Source organism: Nocardiopsis changdeensis (assembly GCF_018316655.1).
GTDB lineage: Bacteria > Actinomycetota > Actinomycetes > Streptosporangiales > Streptosporangiaceae > Nocardiopsis > Nocardiopsis changdeensis.
Window position 1 is genome coordinate 2,530,198 of the sequence record NZ_CP074133.1, and the last position, 19,973, is coordinate 2,550,170.

The 19,973-nt window shown below is 73.8% G+C and carries 13 protein-coding genes; 11 read left to right on the forward strand and 2 right to left on the reverse strand.

What is annotated here, in order from left to right:
* Positions 1-111 precede the first annotated feature (111 nt).
* The 3 genes from KGD84_RS11490 to KGD84_RS11500 all read left to right on the forward strand — a co-directional run bounded on the left by KGD84_RS11490 (position 112) and on the right by KGD84_RS11500 (position 3,242).
* Complete coding sequence (locus KGD84_RS11490; protein WP_220560271.1) at positions 112-318, forward strand: helix-turn-helix domain-containing protein; 207 nt, start codon at positions 112-114, stop codon at positions 316-318.
* 67 nt (positions 319-385) lie between these two features.
* Positions 386-1,222 carry an enoyl-CoA hydratase/isomerase family protein gene (locus tag KGD84_RS11495; protein WP_220560272.1) on the forward strand — a complete coding sequence of 279 codons (837 nt, stop codon included), beginning with the start codon at positions 386-388 and terminating at the stop codon, positions 1,220-1,222.
* A gap of 325 nt (positions 1,223-1,547) precedes the next feature.
* Positions 1,548-3,242 carry a DEAD/DEAH box helicase gene (locus KGD84_RS11500; RefSeq protein ID WP_220560274.1) on the forward strand — a complete coding sequence of 565 codons (1,695 nt, stop codon included), beginning with the start codon at positions 1,548-1,550 and terminating at the stop codon, positions 3,240-3,242.
* A 90-nt stretch (positions 3,243-3,332) separates the two neighbouring features.
* Here the strand turns inward: KGD84_RS11500 and KGD84_RS11505 are convergent, their stop codons facing one another.
* Positions 3,333-4,646: an MFS transporter gene (locus tag KGD84_RS11505; protein ID WP_220560275.1), complete on the reverse strand. Its 1,314-nt coding sequence runs from the start codon at positions 4,644-4,646 to the stop codon at positions 3,333-3,335.
* Between the two features lie 217 nt (positions 4,647-4,863).
* Between KGD84_RS11505 and KGD84_RS11510 the strand changes: the two genes are divergently transcribed.
* From KGD84_RS11510 to KGD84_RS11535, 6 genes are all read left to right on the forward strand, one after another.
* The gene (locus tag KGD84_RS11510; protein ID WP_220560276.1) at positions 4,864-6,414 is read left to right on the forward strand and encodes an alanine/glycine:cation symporter family protein; all 1,551 of its coding nucleotides are present in this window, start codon (positions 4,864-4,866) and stop codon (positions 6,412-6,414) included.
* 233 nt (positions 6,415-6,647) lie between these two features.
* The gene (locus KGD84_RS11515) at positions 6,648-7,715 is read left to right on the forward strand and encodes a permease (RefSeq protein WP_255646459.1); all 1,068 of its coding nucleotides are present in this window, start codon (positions 6,648-6,650) and stop codon (positions 7,713-7,715) included.
* Positions 7,712-8,503, forward strand: a complete 792-nt coding sequence (locus KGD84_RS11520; RefSeq protein WP_220560278.1) for a TIGR03943 family putative permease subunit — start codon at positions 7,712-7,714, stop codon at positions 8,501-8,503. Before KGD84_RS11515 ends, KGD84_RS11520 begins: the two co-directional genes overlap by 4 nt.
* A 207-nt stretch (positions 8,504-8,710) precedes the next feature.
* Positions 8,711-10,048 carry a sensor histidine kinase gene (locus tag KGD84_RS11525; RefSeq protein ID WP_220560279.1) on the forward strand — a complete coding sequence of 446 codons (1,338 nt, stop codon included), beginning with the start codon at positions 8,711-8,713 and terminating at the stop codon, positions 10,046-10,048.
* Positions 10,045-11,220 carry an AI-2E family transporter gene (locus tag KGD84_RS11530; protein ID WP_220560280.1) on the forward strand — a complete coding sequence of 392 codons (1,176 nt, stop codon included), beginning with the start codon at positions 10,045-10,047 and terminating at the stop codon, positions 11,218-11,220. Before KGD84_RS11525 ends, KGD84_RS11530 begins: the two co-directional genes overlap by 4 nt.
* Positions 11,221-11,249: 29 nt before the next feature.
* Entirely contained in the window at positions 11,250-11,894 is a 645-nt protein-coding gene (locus tag KGD84_RS11535) for a TVP38/TMEM64 family protein (protein ID WP_220560281.1), read from the forward strand.
* Between the two features lie 61 nt (positions 11,895-11,955).
* Here the strand turns inward: KGD84_RS11535 and KGD84_RS11540 are convergent, their stop codons facing one another.
* A complete protein-coding gene (locus KGD84_RS11540) occupies positions 11,956-13,281 on the reverse strand; it encodes an ABC transporter substrate-binding protein (protein WP_220560283.1) in 1,326 nt (441 codons plus the stop codon).
* 424 nt (positions 13,282-13,705) lie between these two features.
* On the opposite strand from KGD84_RS11540, the gene KGD84_RS11545 reads away from it, so the two are divergent.
* Both KGD84_RS11545 and KGD84_RS11550 read left to right on the forward strand, forming a co-directional pair.
* Positions 13,706-19,468 carry a type I polyketide synthase gene (locus tag KGD84_RS11545; RefSeq protein ID WP_220560285.1) on the forward strand — a complete coding sequence of 1,921 codons (5,763 nt, stop codon included), beginning with the start codon at positions 13,706-13,708 and terminating at the stop codon, positions 19,466-19,468.
* On the forward strand, positions 19,465-19,905 hold the full coding sequence (locus KGD84_RS11550; RefSeq protein WP_220560286.1) for an acyl-CoA thioesterase: 441 nt from the start codon (positions 19,465-19,467) through the stop codon (positions 19,903-19,905). The genes KGD84_RS11545 and KGD84_RS11550 overlap by 4 nt, the downstream gene beginning before the upstream one ends.
* Positions 19,906-19,973: the final 68 nt, after the last annotated feature.

The following is a 19,973-nucleotide window of genomic DNA, read 5'->3' on the forward strand; positions in this document are numbered from 1 at the left end:
ACGGGCGATCGCCCGGCGTGTCCGGCGTGGCGGGCGGTCAATGTGGCGGTCCGCGTTCCCGATGTCCCATCATGAGGGTCCCTGACCGTCGACCCCTCGAGGAGTGAACCTGTGAACGACGCGCTGGGAAAGGGCACCCGGGTGGCCGGTGAGAACCGCTCCGAACTCGCCGTCGAGCTCAAGCGCCGCTACGACGCGGGCGAGAGCATCCGCCAGCTGGCGGCGGCCACCGGGCGTTCCTACGGTTTCGTGCACCGCCTGCTCGGCGAGGCGGGGGTGGAGCTGCGCGGCCGGGGCGGGGCGACACGCAAGGCCTGAGCGCGCCCTGGCGGTTACCCATGGGTAATATTCGGGGTGACACGGCACACCCACGGAAGGAACCCCCATGGCACAGGCCGCGAACGGCGCCGGTGAGCCGCCCACCGAGGACGAGCTCTCCCGGGCCGGGCTCCGGCTGAGGGTGGACGGGCACGTCGCCCGCATCACCATCAGCCGCCCCGAGCGCCGCAACGCGATGACCGGGCGCACCTGGACGACCCTGGCCCACATCGGCCAGACCCTTCCCGAGGATGTCCGAATCGTCGTGATCGCCGGAGAGGGCGACATCTTCTCCGCCGGGATCGACCTCAACATGTTCACCCCCGAAGGGGTCGAGGGGGAGCGCTCCCTGGTGGCCGGCGTCCTGGACGGCAGCGCCGACGCCGACGACATCGAGGGCCACATCGCCGAGCTGCAGGCCGGGTTCCTGTGGCTGCGCCGCCCCGACATCGTCAGCGTCGCCGCCGTCCGCGGGCACGCCATCGGCGCCGGGTTCCAGCTGGCCCTGTCCTGCGACATCCGCATCCTCGCCGAGGACGCCAAGTTCACGATGAAGGAGCCCGCCCTGGGGCTGGTCCCCGACCTCACCGGCACCAAGCCGCTGGTCGACATCGTCGGCGTCAACCGCGCCGTCGAGATCTGCCTGACCGCCCGCCGGGTCGAGGCCGCCGAGGCCCGCGAGCTGGGCCTGGCGGAGCTGGTCGTCCCCGTGGAGGAGCTGGAGGGCGCCGTCGACGACGTCGTCGCCGCTCTGCTGGCGACCAACCCCGAGGCGGCCGCCGCCACCAAGGCGCTGCTCCAGCAGGCCGCGGGCAACACGCTCGAGGAGCAGGCGCGCGCCGAGCGCCGCGCGCAGGTCGACCGGCTGACCTCCCTGGCCAAGGCCATGGGCGCCGGGGCCTGACCCCGCGCCGCTTGAAGGCGGGGACGGGGCGGAGAGACCCGGATCACCGGTGAAAAACGCCCGTCCCGTCCCCACTTCGGAGCGATCTCTAGTAGGCTTCACCAAGCGGTCGTTCGCAATGCCGCGCGCATCAGGGCGCGCCGAGACCGCTCAAGACGCGGATCTCGTACGCCGATCACCTCGGCGCGACTCTTCCCGAAGAGACCAAGCCCCATGTCCGACGTAGGGGCCCACATCCGCGTGTGATCAGGCGCGTTTGTGTGATTTCTTCGCCGGGACCGCGATGGCCTTCCGTGTGGAGCCTTCCTCGAAACGCCGCCAACCGATGAGGAAGGTACACGTCACCTTGACGGACACTGCCGTAGAGCCTGCCTTCGACAGCCTCGGGCTTCCCCAGGACATCGTCGAAGAGCTGGCCAAGAACGGTGTGACCACCCCGTTCCCGATCCAGGCGGCCACGATCCCCGACGCCCTCGAGGGACTCGACGTCCTCGGCTGCGGCCGCACCGGCTCGGGCAAGACCCTGGCCTTCGGCCTGCCGGTCCTGGTCCGCGCCGCCGAGCGCCGGGCCGCCGCCAACCGCCCCCGGGCCCTGATCCTCGTGCCCACCCGCGAACTCGCCCACCAGGTCCGCGACGCGCTGCGCACCTACGCCCGAATCGTGGGCGCCCGCGTCGGCGACGTCGTGGGAGGCAGCTCCTACACCCGCCAGATCAACGAGCTGCGCCGCGGTGTCGACGTCCTGGTCGCCACCCCCGGCCGCCTCACCGACCTCATCGAGCAGGGCGCCTGCGACCTGGGCGACGTCGAGATCTCGGTGCTGGACGAGGCCGACCAGATGTGCGACATGGGCTTCATGCCGCAGGTCAGCGAGCTGCTCGACCAGGTCAAGCCCGAGGGCCAGACCCTGCTGTTCTCCGCCACGCTCGACGGCGACGTCGACAAGCTGGTGCGCAAGTACATGAACGACCCGCGCACCCACTCGGTGGACCCGCCGGTCTCCCAGGTCGCCACCATGGAGCACCACCTGCTCAAGGTGTTGCCCCGCGACAAGAACAAGATCATCGCCCAGATCGCCGCGCGCGAAGGCCGCACCATCCTGTTCGTGCGCAGCAAGTACCGCGCCGACACGATCAGCGAGCAGCTGGCCGAGGCCGGCGTGCCCAGCGCCTCCCTGCACGGCGGCAAGACCCAGAGCGTGCGCACCCGCACCCTGGCCAAGTTCCGCGAGGGCCGCATCCAGGCCCTGGTCGCCACCGACGTCGCCGCGCGCGGCATCCACGTCGACGGCATCGACCTGGTCGTCAACGTCGACCTGCCCACCGGGCACAAGGACTACCTGCACCGCGGCGGCCGCACGGCCCGCGCCGGCTCCTCCGGCTCCGTGGTGTCCCTGGTGGCGCCCAACCAGCGCCGCATGGCCCGGCGCCTGCTCAGCGACGCCGGCGTCGACGCCCAGCAGCACCTGGTGAACCCCGGCGACGAACTGCTCGCCGAGGTGACCGGAGCCCGCGAGCCCTCCTGGGAGCCGTGGATCGAGCCGCCGGAGCCGGTGCGCGAGCGCCGCGGCCGCGGCGGCCCGCGCGGCGGCGGTTACCGCGGCGGCTACCGCGGTGACCGGCGTGAGGGCGGCTACCGCGGTGGCGAGCGCCGTGAGGGCGGCTTCCGCGGTGACCGCGAAGGCGGCTTCCGTGGCGGCGACCGGCGTGAAGGCGGCTACCGGGGCGACCGCGAGGGCGGTTTCCGCGGCGGTGACCGTGAAGGCGGTTTCCGTGGCGGCGAGCGCCGTGAGGGCGGCTTCCGCGGTGGCGACCGGCGTGAGGGCGGTTTCCGCGGCGGTGACCGCGAGGGCGGTTTCCGTGGCGGCGAGCGTCGCGAGGGCGGCTTCCGCGGCGGTGACCGCCGTGAGGGCGGCTTCCGCGGCGGCGAGCGCCGGGGCGGCTACCGGGACGACTCCCGGGGCGGCCCGCGCGGCAACCGCCGCGGCGGCGAGCGCTTCGACTCCGCCCGCCAGTACTGAGCGAGCACCGACACGACCCGGGCCCGGCAGGATGACCTGCCGGGCCCGGGCCCTTACCGGGGTGAGGACTCCTCTCGGACGCGGTGCCGATCAGTCCAGGGAACGGCCCCGGGTCTCCCGGGACGCCCACACCGCCGTCAGCGTGAGCGCGCCCATCGCCGCCACGTACAGCGAGATCGGCAGGCTCGACCCGAACGCGGCCAGCAGGGCCGTCGCGATCAGCGGGGCCACCCCGCCCGCCGCGATCGAAGCCAGCTGGTAGCCCACCGACGCCCCCGAGTAGCGCGTCCGCGTGCTGAACAGCTCCGAGAAGAACGCCGCCTGCGGGCCGTACATGGCGCCGTGCATCACCAGGCCCACCGTCGCGGCCAGCGTCACCGCCCAGAACGCGCCGGTGTCGATCAGCGGGAAGAACGCGAACGCCCACAGGCCGACCCCGGCCGCTCCGACCGCCGTCACCGGGCGGCGCCCCACCCGGTCCGACAGCGCGCCCCACAGCGGGATCGTCACCAGGTGGACCGCCGAGGCGATGAGCACCGCGTTCAGCACCAGGCCGTTGGGCATGTCCGCCTGCTGCGTCGCGTAGACCAGGATGAACGCGGTGACGACGTAGTAGGAGACGTTCTCGGCCATCCGCACGCCCATCGCGACGAGCGCCTCACGCCAGTGGTGGCGCAGCACGCCGACGATGGGCGCCCGCTCCCGCTCGCCCGACCCCTCGGCCCGGGCCCGCGCCTCCTGGAACACCCGGGACTCGGTCACCGCCAGGCGCACCCACAGGCCGATGAGGACCAGCACCCCGGACAGCAGGAACGGGATGCGCCAGCCCCAGTCCAGGAAGGCCTCGTCGGGCAGGGCCACGGCCAGGATCGCCAGCACCGCGGTGGCCAGCAGGTTGCCGCCGGGCGCGCCCGCCTGCGGCCAGGAGGCCCAGAAGCCCCGGTGCTCGGGCCTGCCGTGCTCGGCGACCAGCAGGACGGCCCCGCCCCACTCGCCGCCCAGGGCGAACCCCTGGACGACCCGCAGCAGGGTCAGCAGCAGCGGTGCGGCGACGCCGACGGCGGCGTAGGTCGGCAGCAGGCCGATCGCGAAGGTCGCGCCGCCCATCAGCAGCAGGCTCAGGACCAGGAGCTGTTTTCGGCCGATCCGGTCGCCGAAGTGGCCGAAGACCAGTCCGCCCAGCGGGCGGGCGATGAAGCCGACCGCGTAGGTGGTGAACGCCAGCATGGTGCCCACCAGCGGATCGGACTCGGGGAAGAAGACGTGGTTGAAGACGAGGGCGGCGGCCGACCCGTAGAGGAAGAAGTCGTACCACTCGATGGTGGTGCCGATCAGGCTGGCGGTCACCACGCGCATGAAGGGGGTGCGCTTCGCGGCGGCGGGGTCTGGGGTGGTCGTGCTCATGTTCCGAACGGTAGAGACGCCGATCGGCAGTGACCATGGTCACATGCGCCATATGTGACCGCCCCGGTATGGGTGATGGCCCCGTGCGGCGCGGACATTAAGGTCCTTTACCGCGGTTTCGCGTGTCCGCGTCCCGTTCCGGCCGGGCCGCGGTGGACAGTGGCGGGCAGACCCCGGTGCCGTCAACGGGGCCACCCGGTCGCCGGAAGGGAAACGCGTGCCCGTCCTCAACACCTTTCTCGTCGCCGTCAACAACGTCTTCTGGTCCTACTTCCTCATCCCGCTCCTCGTCCTGCTGGCCGTGTACTTCACGGTCCGCTCCGGTGTGGTGCAGCTGAGGCTGCTGCCGGAGATGTTCCGGGTCCTGCGCAGCAGCCCCGGCACGGCCCCCGACGGCGGCAGGGAGATCTCCTCCTTCCAGGCCTTCGCGATCTCGGCCGCCTCCCGGGTCGGCACCGGCAACATCGTGGGCGTGGCGACGGCGGTGATGCTCGGCGGTCCGGGCGCGGTCTTCTGGATGTGGGCGATGTCCTGCGTCCTGGGCGCGGCCGCGTTCGTGGAGTCGACCCTGGCCCAGCTGTACAAGGTGCGCACCCCCACGGGCTTCCGCGGCGGCCCCGCCTACTACATCCGGTACGGCCTGGAGAACCGGTGGATGAGCGTGCTGTTCGCGGTCGTCATCACCGTCACCTTCAGCCTGGTCTTCAACACGGTGCAGTCCAACAGCATCGCTGGAGCCGTCTCCACCTCCGTCCGCGACCTGGGCCTCCCCGCCGGCTGGGTCCTCGACGTCGTCGTCGGCCTGGGGCTGGCGGGCCTGACCGCGGCCGTCATCTTCGGCGGCGTGCGCCGCATCGCCACCGTCGCCCAGGCGCTGGTCCCGCTGATGGCGATCCTGTACATCCTGCTCGGCCTGGCCGTCGTGGCCCTCAACATCGGGGAGCTGCCCCGGGTGGTCGGCGACATCTTCGCCGGGGCGTTCGGGCTGCGCGAGTTCGTGGCGGGCGGTGCCGGGGCCGCGATCCTCCAGGGGATGCGCCGGGGCATGTTCTCCAACGAGGCCGGCCTGGGCTCGGCGCCCAACGCCGGCGCCACCGCGTCGGTCTCCCACCCCGCCAAGCAGGGCCTGGTGCAGACCCTGGGTGTGTACTTCGACACCTGGCTGGTGTGCTCGGTCACCGCGTTCATCATCCTGGTCTACGGGCCCGACTTCGCCACGGAGACCGGGGCCGAGGTCACCCAGCGGGCGCTGGAGAGCACTCTGGGCGGCTGGTCCCTGCACGCCCTGACCGTGATCCTGTTCCTGCTGGCGTTCACGTCGGTGCTGGGCAACTACTACTACGGCGAGACCAACCTCGGGTTCCTGGACGCCGATCCCAAGCACATGACGTACTTCCGCTACGCGGTGCTGGCGGCGGTCTTCCTGGGCGCCGTCGCCCCGCTCACCGTCGTGTGGAACCTCGCGGACATCGCGATGGGCGTCATGGCCACCGTCAACCTGCTGGCCCTGGCGCCGCTGTCGGCGATCGCCTTCCGCCTGCTGGCGGACTACAGCCGCCAGCTGCGCAACGGGCTGGACCCGCAGTTCACACTGTCCAAGATGCCCGACCTGCGCGGGGTCCAGTGCTGGGGCGAGCCCGGCGGGGCGCTGCCCGAGGACGTGGACCGCAGCCAAGGGCAGGCCCCGGCCGACCCGGCCGAGGCCCTGGCCGAGCACGACGAGACCCCGGAGGAGGGGCCCGGGGACGACGAGCGCCGGGGCGACTGAGGCCCGCGGACCGCGCGGCGGGGGACACGGGGGGAGCGGACGGCGCTCCCCCCGTCGCCGTGCCGGGGTCCTCCGTCGCGTGGGGGCGGGTGCGCGGTCCGGGCGGGCGGCACCGCCGCGTCCCCGCCACGCTGCGGAGGAGTCGTCCACAGGCCGGCCCGGACCGGTCCAGGACGAAAACGGTTTTCGGTACTATGCCCGGAGACCCACACGATCCATCACGGAGTGCCACCGTGTCCGAACGGACCACACCCCAGCACACCCACGGGGGCGAGCCCCCGCCCGGCGACCCGTTCGTCCCCGCACGGGACTCCGAGCTGCCACCCGACGACTGGGGGCGCCGCCGCGGCGGGCGCCGCACCGGGACGGTCTGGCTGTTCGCGGCGCTCATCACCGCGATGGCCGTCGGCCACGCCTGGTTCTCCGACCAGCTCACCGGGCCGGCGTTCCTGACCTGGGCGACCATCTTCACCGCCATCTGCTTCCAGGCGCTGCCCTTCCTGGTCTTCGGGGTCGCGCTGTCGGCGGCGCTCACCGCCTTCGTGCCGACCTCCGTCTACCAGCGGTTCATCCCGCGCAAGGCCGGCCACGCGGTCCCGGTGGCCGGGCTGTCCGGCGCGCTGCTGCCGGGCTGCGAGTGCGCGTCGGTGCCCATCGCCGGGAGCCTGATCCGGCGCGGGGTCGCCCCCGCCGCCGCGCTCACCTTCCTGCTGGCGGCGCCCGCCATCAACCCGGTCGTCATGATCGCCACCGCCGTGGCCTTCGCCGGGCAGCCGGAGATGGTGCTCGCCCGGTTCGTCGCCTCGCTGCTGGCCGCGGTCGTCATCGGCTGGATCTGGGTGCGCTTCGGCCGCACCGAGTGGCTGCGCCTGCCCTCCCGGCCGGTCGACCCGGGCGAGTCCAAGTGGCGGGTCTTCCGCGAGTCGATGGTGCACGACATGATGCACGCCGGCGGCTACCTCGTCGTCGGCGGGCTGGCAGCCGCCACCATCAACGTCATGGTCCCCCGCGAGTGGCTGCTGACCGTGGCGGGGATGCCGGTCGTCTCGGTGCTGGTGCTCGCGCTGCTGGCGATCCTGCTGTCGATCTGCTCCGAGGCCGACGCGTTCGTCGCGCTCAGCCTCACCGACTTCTCGCCCACCGCCAAGCTGGCGTTCATGGTGGTGGGCCCGATCGTGGACCTCAAGCTCATCGCCATGCAGGCCGGGGTGTTCGGCTGGCGGTTCGTGGTGCGCTTCGTCCCCCTGTGCCTGATCGTCGCCCTGGCGGCCACCTTCCTGATCGGAGGCCTGATCCTGTGAACCGCATCGCGCAAGGGCTCACACTGGTGCTGCTGGGCACCTCGGCGCTCACCGCCACCGTGCCCACGGACATGTACCTCAACTGGGTCAAACCCGCCTTCCAGCCGTTCCTCATCGCCGCCGGCGCGGTCATGGCGGTGCTGGGCGTGTGGCTGGTCATCGCCGAGCTGCGCGGGGAGGCCGAGGAGCACGCGCACCACGCGCACCCCGGGGACGACGAGGCCGTCGCCGAGGCGTACGGGCACGGCGGCGGCCACGGCCACGACCATTCGCGCGCCCCGCACGTGGCCTGGCTGCTGCTGCTCCCGGTGCTCGCCGTGTTCGTGGTGGCCCCGCCGGCGCTGGGCTCCTACACCGTGCAGAGCACCGCCTCGGAGTCCTCCGCGCCACCGCCCCAGCGGGAGCGGTCGGGGCAGTTCGACGACGGCCTGGAGGAGGCCGCCGAGGGCGAGGTCGTCCCCCTGGAACTGCGCCAGTTCGTCATGCGCGCCTGGATCGACGAGGAGCGCACGATGGCCGGGCGCACCGTCGAGCTCACCGGGTTCGCCGTCCCCGCCGAGGACGGCGAGGGATGGTACCTGGCCCGGCTCCAGATGGCCTGCTGCGCCGCCGACGCGGTGGTCAACAAGGTGCTGATCACCGACGGCCCCGTCCCGGAGGCGGACAGCTGGTGGACCGTCCGGGGCACCTGGGTGGAGCCCGATGGGGAGCTGTACGACGTCAACGAGCACCGGTTCGCGGTCGCCGAACGGGAGGAGGTGACCGACCCGCCGGACCCCTACGAGTGACGCCGCGGGCCCCCGGGCGACCGGAACGCCCCGAATCGGGACACGGGTCACTGTCCGTGCACCCACTGCGCCACACCGGGCCCAATTCGGCGGTTCACGGCCACGGCGGGTGACAATGGGCGGGTGTCGGACAGGAGCGGTGGCCGCAGACGGATCTGGAACCGCGTGCGTCCCCGCTCGATCAGAGGGCGGGTCACCGCGGGGGCCATGGTCGCGCTCGTGGTCGTCGTCGCCATCGGCCTGACCGTCTCCGTCCTCCTGCTGCGCGACCTCATCACCTCCCAGGCCCGGGACCGCGCCGCCATCGCCGGACGCCACGTCGTCGAGGAGATCAGCACGGAGCGCTACCCGGGGCCCGTCCCGGCCCCCGAACCGGTCCTGCGGCTGCAGATCGTCGACTGGCACTCCGGCGAGGTGCTCGCCGCCAGCGACGCCATGCGCGGCCTCCCCCCGCTGACCCACGACCACCCCAGCCGGGGCGACTTCCGGGTGGACACCAGCACCTGCGTGGAACGGGACGGCGAGGACTACACCGACTGCTACCTGGTGGTGGGGTACGCCGTCGCCGACTCCGCCTACGGCGACGTCATGGTGCTGGCGGCGGCCCGGACGCCCCCGGTCCTGGTCACGGGCACCCTGGAGGCGGTGCTGATCGGCACCTCGCTCGGGCTGCTCGCCGTCACCGCGCTGATCATCTGGGTCGGCGTGGGCCGCGCGCTGCGCCCGGTGGAGCTGATCAGCGACCAGATGGAGGCCATCTCCGTCACCGACCTGCACCGCAGGCTCCGGGTCCCGCGCACCGAGGACGAGATCGCGCACCTGGCCCGTACCGCCAACGCCAGCCTCGACCGGCTGGAGGAGGCCGTCACCCGCCAGCGCCGGTTCGTCTCCGACGCCTCCCACGAGCTGCGCAACCCCATCGCCGGGATGCGCGCCAAGCTGGAGGTGGAGCTGTCGGACCCCCGCCCCGACCCCCGGGAGCGCGAGCGGCTGCTGACCGACCTGCTCTCGGACACCGAGCGCCTGGAGAACATCGTCTCCGACCTGCTCGAACTCGCCCGCATGGGATCGGACCTGGCGGCCTCCCGCGAGCCCTTCGACCTCGCCGCCCTGGTGCGGAAGGAGTTCGGGGACCGCCAGGAGGTGGCCGACCTGCACGTCCACGCCCCGGTCGAGGTCCCGGTGTGCATGGACCGGCTGCGGGTGACCCGGCTGCTGACCAACCTGGTCGCCAACGCCGAGCGCCACGCCCACGAGCGGATCGACATCGTCGTCGACCTCGACGAGGACGGATACGCGGTGGTGGAGGTGCACGACGACGGTTCCGGCGTCCCCGAGGCCGACCGCGAGCGGATCTTCGAGCGGTTCGCCCGGCTGCGCGAGTCGCGCGACCTGGACCCCGAGGGCAGCGGCCTGGGACTGGCCATCTCCCGGGAGATCGCCAAGGCCTACGGGGGCACCCTGGTGGCCGGTCGCAGCGACCTGCTCGGCGGTGCGCTGTTCACCCTGCGCGTTCCAGCGGAGAAGGGGGCGGAGACGGCATGAGCGACGGAGCGTCGACGGAGCCGAACGGCGGCAGGGGCGGACCGCGCGAGGGGAGGGGGCCGCGGAGGGAGGGGGCCGGACGGGAGGAGCACACGGCCCGGGAGGAGCCGCAGGCCGCGGCGGAGGACCGTCCGGGACCCCCGGCCCGGCGCCCGGCCTACTTCCGGATCGGGTTCGTCGGGGCCCTGGGTGTGCTCGTCGCCTGGCTGATGGTGCAGGCGCTGGTGGGCGTGCGCGGGGTGCTCGTCTACATCGTGGTGGCGCTCTTCGTCGCCGTCGGTCTCAACCCGGTGATCGAGTTCCTGCGCAGCCGCGCCCGCCTGCCGCGATGGCTGGCGATCCTCGTCGTCTGCCTGGCACTGGTGGCGTTCACCGCGGTGTTCGTCTGGGCGATCGTCCCACCGCTGACCGAGCAGGTCGCGAGTCTGGCCGCGGGCCTTCCCGCGATGATCGACGACCTCCAGAAGAACGCTTTCTTCGCCGACCTGAACGAGCGCTACGACCTGTTGGACCGGCTCCAGGGGGCCGTCGCCGATCCCGACGTCGGGCGGCAGCTCTTCGGCGGCCTGGTCGGTGTGGGCCAGGTGGTGGTGAACTCCGTGGTGGCCTCCTTCACCATCTTCATTCTCACCCTGTTCTTCATGGCCTCGCTCCACGGCATCCTCGACGTCTGCTACCGGCTGGTCCCCGCTTCACGGCGCACGGGGGTACGCGAGATCGGCGACGAGATCGTGCTGCGCATCGGTGCGTTCATCGCCGGGGAGCTGGTGGTGGCGGCGATCACGGGTGTGGTCGCCTTCCTCTTCTTCTGGGCGGTCGGTTCCTCCTACGCCCTGACGCTGGGACTGGTGGTGGGGGTGACGGCGCTCATCCCCCTGGTGGGCACAACGATCGGTGCGGTGGTGGCGGCCATGGCCATGACTCTGGTGGACCCCTGGCTGGGGCTGTTCACCCTGGCCTTCTTCCTCGTCTACCAGCAGATCGAGAGCTACGTGATCTCCCCGCGGGTGATGCGCCGGGCCGTGCACGTCTCGCCGACCGCCAACATCACGGCGGCCCTGGTCGGCGGCGCCATGATGGGCCTGGTGGGGGCGCTGCTGGCGATCCCGGTCGCCGCGTCGCTGACGATCATCCTCAACAAGGTGGTGTTCCCCCGGCTGGAGGAGGCCTGAGCGGCCCGGGCGCCGCGTAGGCTGCCCGGGTGGACGGACGAGGGGTGCGGGTGCGGGCGGTACTCGTGGTGGTGTGGGCGGCGGCGCTGGTCGCCGCCCTGGTCTACGGGCCCGATCCGGAGCAGGTGCGCGCCTGGATCGAGGCGTCCGGACCGGCCGCTCCCGTCGCCTACGTGGTGCTGTACGCGGTGGCGGTGTTCGCGCTGGTGCCCCGGCCCGCGCTGAACCTCGCCGCGGGGCTGCTCTTCGGGGTCGCGGCGGGGCTGCCGCTGGCCCTGGCCGGCGGGGTGGCCGCGGCGCTGGCGCAGTTCGCGGTCGCCCGGTACGTCGCCGGGGACGCCGTGGCCGGGCTGCTGCCCGCGGGCGCGCGTGCGCGGCTGGACGCCGTGGCCGGGGAGCACGCGCTCAAGGCCGTGCTCCAGCTGCGGCTGCTGCCGGTGGTCCCGTACCAGGTGGTCAACTACGGATGCGGCCTCACCCGGATGCGGGTCGGGCCGTTCGCCCTGGGGACGCTGGTGGGCGGCGTACCGGCGACCGCCGCGATGGTGCTGCTCGGGGCCGGGGGAGCGGACCTGGGGCTGCCCGCGGCGGTCGGGGGGATCGCGCTGGCGGCCCTGCTGGGGCTGCTGTGGTGGGTGCGCGCCCACCGCGGGCCGCGGGCCGGGGAGGCCTGACGGCCCGGCGGGCACGGGGCGAGGGCCTCGGGCCCTTGCCCCGCGCCCGGGGCGCGGCGGGTCAGGAGCCCTCGCCGCCGAAGATCGCCACCTCGTCGGGAGTGGGGCGTTCCATGTCGAACGGGAGGATCTCCCCGCCGTCGCTGTCGGTGACCATCGGCTCCTGGAGGATCTCCGGGCTCTCGCCGGCGTTGTGCCGGACCACCATGACGCCGCCGTAGCCGCTGTGGTCGGTCTCGGAGGCGGCGAAGGGCACCAGCCCCGGCCCGGTCCACTCGTGCGAGTTGAGGGTCTCGAGCAGGGACGAGCGGGTCAGGTCGGGCCCGGTCTCCATGAGCACCTGGGCGAGCAGGACCGCCTGCACCATGCCGTAGACCGTGGTGTCGGTGAACGGGGTGTCGGCGTTGTACTCCTCGTGGATCTCCAGGAAGAACTCGGTCCACGGGTCGTCGCGCTGGGCCGCCATCGGCAGGAACGCGGTGATGATCAGCCCGTCCAGGAACGACTCCGGCGGGACGTCCTCGGCGGGGGTGCCCTGGGCGTACTCCTCGATGAGGGAGGTCACGATCTCCACGTCGCCGCCGAAACTGGGAGCGATCCACTGCGGGTCGTAGCCGATGGCGGTGGCCTCCAGGATCGCCAGGCCCAGGAAGGCCGGGATGCAGTGGCACACGACGACCTCCGCATCGCTCTCCTTCAGGGAGGCGATCTGGCCGGCGAGTTCGGGGGCCCCGGGGTCGTAGGACTCCCAGGCGACGATCTCGTCGGTGAGGTACTGCTCCAGCCCCGCCTGGGAGGAGGGGCCGACGTCGTCGTTCTGGTAGAGGAGGCCGACGTCGTCGCCGGGGAAGTTCTCGGCGATGTACCTCCCCTGGATCTTGGCCTCCCGGGAGTAGTCCACCTGGAAGCCGTAGCTGTAGGGGTAGACGTCCGGCTGGTCCCACGCCAGGGCGCCGGAGGAGACGAAGAGGTCGGGCACGCCGGCCTCGTTGATCTCGGCGATGACGGCCTCGTGGGTGGGCGTGCCCAGCCCGCCGAGCATCGCGAAGATCTCCTGGTCCTCGATCAGGGTGCGGGCGGCCTCGACGGTCTTGGACGGGTCGAAGGAGTCGTCCTGTACCTGGTACTCGATCCGGCGCCCGTGGATGCCGCCGTTGTCGTTGATGTAGTTGAACACGGCGCGGGCGCCGGTGGACACGTGCCGGAAACCGGGGGAGGCCGGTCCGGTGAGCGGTTGGTGCGTGCCGATGACGATCGCGTCGTCGGTGACCCCTCGGGTCTGGGCTGCGAGTTCCTCGGCCGCCTGGTCCGAGGACGCCCCCTCCGCGCAGGAGGTGGCGAGTACCGCGACGGCCAGTGCCGTGGCGATCGTTCTCAATGGTCGCATGGTGCTGTCCTGGACTTCGTTGTGCCTTCACGGAGCGGGTGTGAGTGGCCCAAGGGGGGAACGAGGCCGTTGCCGGGCCCGACAGGGATACCTACTGGCCGGTACGTTACCCGTGAGTAAACACCATACGCGTGCGTGAGACCACTGGTAACAGGTTCGAGATGTTGCGGATGGTATTTGAGTGAACTCGTGATGTTGCCGCTGTCCACAGTCGGCCGCCCTGCGTCCGCTCGACTCCAAGCTGTTGTCAGGTGATTGCGTTGCGTGCCGCCCGCGTCCCTCTCCGGTCGGCCCGCCGGGGGAATTCCCGCACCGAAAAATAAATATCAACGTTATCGAATTTCCCTCAGCAAAAACCGAGAAGAATGTCGGCTCCCTTTCCGTGCACCCTGGTGGACAGTCGTCCCGACGTCCCGGAGGCAGCATGGACAGGATCGCCATCACCGGCATGGCGTGCCGTTATCCCGACGCCGACAGCACCGAGCAGCTCTGGGAGAACGTCCTGGCCGGACGCCGGGCCTTTCGCCGCATTCCCGCCGAGCGGTTGTCCCTGGCCGATTACTGGTCCGCGGATCCGACCGATGTCGACAGGTTCCATTCCGACCGGGCCGCCGTCCTGCGCGGTTTCGAGTTCGACCGTTCCGCGTACCGGGTGGCCGGCAGCACCTTCCGGTCCACCGACATGACCCACTGGCTCGCCCTGGACACCGCCGCCCGCGCCCTGGCGGACGCCGGCTTCCCCGAGGGGCGCGGACTGCCCCGGGCCACCACCGGGGTGGTGCTGGGCAACACCCTCACCGGCGAGTTCTCCCGGGCCAACTCCCTGCGCCTGCGCTGGCCCTACGTCCGCCGGACACTGGCCGACGTCCTGCGTCGGCGGGGCCGGGACGGCGACGAGGTCGCGAGCCTGCTGGCCGAGGCGGAGCGGGCCTACAAGGAACCCCTGCCCGCACCCGACGAGGACACCCTGGCGGGAGGGCTGTCCAACACGATCGCGGGCCGGGTGTGCAACCACTTCGACCTCGGAGGCGGCGGGCACACCGTCGACGGCGCCTGCGCCTCCTCCCTCCTCGCGGTCGTCACGGCGGCCCGGGCCCTGGTCGCCGGGGACCTGGACGTCGCCCTCGTCGGCGGGGTCGACCTCTCCCTCGACCCGTTCGAGCTCGTGGGCTTCGCCCGGACCGGGGCGCTGGCCACCGGGGACATGCGCGTCTACGACCGCGACTCCAACGGCTTCTGGCCGGGGGAGGGGGCCGGGGTCGTCGTCCTCATGAGGGAGGAGGACGCGCTGGCCTCCGGAGCCCGGGTGTACGCCCTCGTCACCGGCTGGGCGGTCTCCTCCGACGGCGCGGGGGGCATCACCCGGCCGGAACAGGACGGGCACCGCACCGCTCTGGAGCGCGCCTACGCCCGGGCCGGGTACTCCCCGGCGACGGTCGGCTACTTCGAGGGGCACGGCACCGGCACGGCCCTGGGCGACGCGACGGAGATCGCGGCCCTGTCCGCGGCCCGGGGCCCGGGCGCCCCCTCCGCCCTGGGCAGCATCAAGGCCAACATCGGCCACACCAAGGCGGCCGCCGGGGTCGCCGGCCTCATCAAGGCGGCCCTGGCCGTCCACCACCGGGTCGTCCCCCCGGGCACCGCACAGCACACGCCCCACCCCCTTCTCACCGGGCCTGACGCGGTCCTGCGGGTCCCCGAGCGGGCCGAGCCCTGGCCTCAGGAGGGGCCCGCCCGCGCCGGCGTCTCCGCCATGGGCTTCGGCGGGATCAACACCCACATCGCCCTCCAGGCCTGCGGCACCCCCGCTCCCGCCGGGCCCGACGAACGGACCCGGCTCCTGGTGGCGGGGCGCCAGGACGCCGAGCTCCTGCTCGCGGACGCCGAGGACCCGGCCGCCCTGCGTTCCCTGCTGGCCTCCTGGGGCGAACTCCTCCCGGGCCTCTCCCACGCCGAGCTGACCGACCTGGCGGCCGCCGCGGCCGCCGGCCTGGGCGGCGGCGCGGTGCGCTGCGCCGTCGTCGCGGCCGACCCGCAGGCGGCGGCGCACGCCGTCGCGGAACTGGTCGCCCGCATCGATGCGGGGGAGGAGGAGGTCCTCGCCCCGGAGAAGGGGATCTTCCTGTCCGGCCGCCCCGGCACCCCCGCGATCACCTTCCTCATGCCGGGCCAGGGGACGGGGGAGGGGGCGCGCGGCGCCCTGCGCCGCCGCTTCCCGCACCTCGAACGGACCCTGGACGCCGCGGCCGTCCCCGAGCACGGCGATCCGGTGGCGACGGAGAACGCCCAGCCCCGGATCGTCGCGGGCTCGCTGGCCGCCCTGAAGCTGCTGGACGGCCTCGGAGTGACCGCCCGCGCGGCGGTCGGCCACAGCCTCGGCGAGCTCACCGCCCTGCACTGGGCCGGAGCCCTGGGGGAGGAGGCCCTGCTGGAGCTGGCCCGGGCCCGGGGCGGGGTCATGGCACGGACCGCGCGCGCCGGGGGAGCCATGCTCCACATCGCCGCGGACGCCGCGCACGCGGCCCGCCTGGCGGCGGCCGACCCCGACCCGGACGTCGTGGTCGCCGCGCACAACGGGCCCGGCCAGACGATCGTCTCGGGTCCGTCCGACGCGGTGGCGCGGGTCCGGGGCCGGGCCCGCGCCCAGGGGCTGGACACCGCCCTCCTCCAGGTCTCCCACGCCTTCCACTCGCCCCTGGTCGCCCCCGCCGTCCCGGAGCTGCGACGGGTGCTCGGCGGCATCCCCTTCGCACCGCCCGCCCGGCGCGTGGTCTCCACCGTGGACGGCGCGGACCTGGGCCCCGGGGCGCCCCTGCCCGACCTGCTGTGCGACCAGGTGGTCCGCCCGGTCCTGTTCCTCGAAGCCGTCTCCCGCGTGGCCCCGGACACCGACCTGTTCCTGGAGGCCGGGCCGGGACGGGTGCTGTCCCGGGCCGCCGCCCGGATCGCCCCCGGGGTCCCCGCCCTGTCCGTGGACACCGATGCCCCGACCCTGGTGCCCCTCCTGAAGGCCCTGGGCGCGGCCTTCGCCCTCGGCGCCCCGGTGGACGGCCGCAAGCTCTTCGAGGGGCGGCTGGTCCGGCCCCTCCCCGCGGCCGGCGGCTTCCTCGCCAACCCCTGCGAGACGGCGCCCGCGGGCCTTCCCGGGGACGCCTCCGCCCGCCTGGAGCCGGCCCCGGGCCCCGGAGCCTCCCCCTCGGCCGCGGACGAGGAGGGCGCCGACACCCTCGCACTGCTCCGCCGCCGCGTCGCGGAGCGGGTGGAACTGCCGCCGGAGACCGTCACGGAGCACACCCGGCCGCTGGACGAACTGCACCTGAGCTCCATCACCGTCGGACAGATCGCCAACGAGGTCGCGCGGGCCCGGGGGCTCCCCCCGCTGGAGGCGACCAGCGGCCACGCCACCTCCAGCCTCGCGGAGCTGGCCGCCCTCATCGACGACCCGGCGCGGGCGGCGGACGGGCGGCCCACGGAGGAGGTGGCCGGGGCGGGGCCCTGGGTGCGGGCGTTCGGACTCCGCCACCGCCCCGCCGCGGCCCCCGCCCCCGTCACCGCAGGCGCGTCCCCGTCGCACTGGACGGTCCACGCGCCCGACGGCGACCGCCGTGCCGGGCGGGTGCGCGCGGCGCTGGCGGCCGCGGGCGCCGGAGAGGGCGTCCTCCTCATGGCCGACCCCGACCGCCCGGCCGACTCCCTGGCCGCGGCCCAGGAGGCGGCGGACCGCGGGGTCCGCCTGGTCGTGCTCCAGTCCGAGCCGGTCGTCTCCGGCCTGGCCCGGACCCTGCACGTGGAGGCGGGGGTACCGGTCACGGTGATCGAGTCCGATACGGCCCCGGACGGTTCCGACACCGCGCCGCCGGCGGCCGTGGTCGCCGCCGAGGCGGCCGCCACCACGGCCTACACCGAGGTCCGGTACACCGGGGAGGGGCGGACCGTTCCCGCCCTCGTCCCGCTCGTCCCCGGCAGGCCGGGGAGCGGGGGCGCGGCCCCCCTGGGGCCCGACGACGTCGTCCTGGTCACCGGCGGAGGCAAGGGGATCACCGCCGAATGCGCCCGGGACCTGGCGCTGCGCCACGGTCCGGGCCTGCTCCTGCTCGGCAGGTCGGACCCCGGGACCGACCCCGAGCTGGCCGCCAACCTGGAGAGGCTGGCCGACTCCGGGGTCCGGTACCGCTACGAGCGCGCCGACGCCGCCGACCCCGACCAGGTGCGCGCCGCCGTCGGGCGCGCCGCCGGCCTCGGCGCCGTCACCGCGGTGCTGCACGGGGCCGGGCGCAACGAGCCCGCCCCCCTCGGCGCGCTCACCCCCGCGGACCTGGCCGCCGCGGCGGCCCCCAAGGTCGACGGCCTGCACGCCGTCCTGGCGGCGGTGGACCCCCGTCGGCTGCGCCTGCTGGTCACCTTCGGCAGCGTCATCGGGCGCGCGGGCCTGCGCGGGGAGGCCCACTACGCCGCGGCCAACGACAGGATGAGCGCGCTGGCCCGGGAGTACGGCCGGCGCCACCCGCACACTAGGGTCCTGGCGCTCGAATGGTCCGTGTGGTCCGGCGCCGGCATGGGGGAGCGCATGGGCGTCGTCGAGTCCCTCCTGGGGGCCGGGGTCACGCCGATCTCTGTGGACGAGGGACTGGAGGTGCTGCACGACCTGCTCGGGGACCCCTCCGCCGGACCGGTCGTCGTGGTGTGCGGACGCATGGGCGACCCGCCGACCCTGCCCGCGCCCGGGCCCCTCCCCCTGGGCAGGTTCCTGGAGCGGATCCGGGTCCACTGCGCCGGGACCGAGCTCGTCACCGACACGGAGCTCTCCCTCGCGGACGACCCCTACCTGGAGGACCACCGCTTCGACGGGGACATGCTGGTCCCCGCGGTCATCGGCATGGAGGCCATGGCCCAGGTCGGAACCGCGATCGCCGGGTACGCGGGCTTGCCCGACTTCGAGGACGTGGAGTTCCTGCGGCCGATCGTCGTCCCGCCCTCGGGGACCTGCGTGGTCCGGGTGGCCGCGCTGGTCCGCGACACCGGCACCGTGGACGTGGTCGTGCGCACCGGGGAGACCGGGTTCGCCGCCGACCACTTCCGCGCGGTCCTGCGCCTCCCCCCGGCCGGGCGCCCCCCGGCGGAGCGGAGCGTGCCCGCCACGGACGCGCCGCACGTCCCCCTCGACCCGACGGCCGAGCTCTACGGCGGCCTGTTCTTCCAGGGCAAGCGGTTCCAGCGGCTGTCGTCCTACCGCCGGGTGAGCGCCCGGCACACCGTCGCCGAGGTGACCGGGGACGCCGGCGGGCTCCTGTGGTTCGCCCCCTACCTCCCCCAGGGCCTGGTCCTCGCCGACCCCGGCGTCCGCGACACCGCCATGCACGCGCTCCAGGCCGGGGTGCCGGACGCGGTCCTGCTGCCGGAGCGGGTCGACCGCCTCCTGCCCGCCCCGCCGGACCGCTCCGGACCCTTTCTCCTGGCCGCGGCGGAGCGGTTCCGCGACGGGGACTCGCACGTCTACGACGTGGAGCTGTCCGGGCCCGACGGCCTCGTCGTCGAACGCTGGGAGGGCCTGCGCCTGCGGGCGGTGCGCTCCCGGGGCGGCGCCGCCCCCTGGCCGGCCCCGCTGCTCGGCCCCCACCTCGAAAGGTCCGTGTCCCGGTTCCTGGGGGAGGGGGTCCGGGTCGCCGCCGAACCCGCCGCCGGCCCCGGCCGGGCCCAGGCCGGGGCCGCCGCACTGCGGCGCTGCCTCGACCGCGCCGCCACCGTGCGCCACCGGCCCGACGGGCGCCCCGAGGTCGACGGCGCCCACGTCTCCGTCTCCCACGGTGCCGGGGCGGCCCTGGCCGTCTGCGCGGACACACCGGTCGGCTGCGACATCGAGGAGGTGGTCCGCCGGGACCGTGCCGCGTGGGCGGACCTCCTGGGGCCGGGGCCCCTCGCCGCCGCGGACCTGGCCGCCCGGGAGGCGGGCGAGGACGCCGACACGTCGGCCACCCGGGTCTGGGCCGTCCTGGAATGCCTGCGCAAGCTCGGGACCGCCACGAGCGGAGTGGTCCTGGAGCGCGTCCGTCCCGGCGGATGGGCCGTGTTCGCGTCGGGGGCGGTCTCCGTCGCCACCCTGGCCACCGGACTGGCGGGCCGCGACGCCCCCGTGGTCGTCGCCGTCGGCCGCGTTCCCGGGGCCACCTCACCGAAGGAGCAGCAGTGACCGGTCACTACGAGATCCGCCACACCGTCGGCCTGGAGGAGACCAACCTGGTCGGCAACGTCTACTACGCGCACTACCTGCGCTGGCAGGGGCGCTGCCGGGAGATGTTCCTGCGCGAGCACGCCCCCTCGGTCCTGGACGACCTGCGCGGGGACCTCAAGCTCTTCACCCTCCGCGTGGACTGCGACTACCTGGCCGAGACCACCGCGTTCGACGTGGTGTCCATCAGGATGCGGCTGGAGGACCTGGGCCAGACCCAGCTCGGCTTCTCCTTCGACTACGTGCGGCTGGAGGGGGACCGGGAGACGCGCGTGGCCCGGGGGAGCCAGCGCGTCGTGTGCATGCGCGGCCACGGCGACGCCGTGGTCCCGGTCCGGGTGCCCGAGGCCCTGCGCACCGCACTGGCGCCGTTCTCCCCGGCCCGGGCGGTGGTCTGATGGCGGATCTGCGCACGGTGATGGCGCGCTTCCCCACCGGGGTGACCGTGCTCACGACCGGCGGGCCC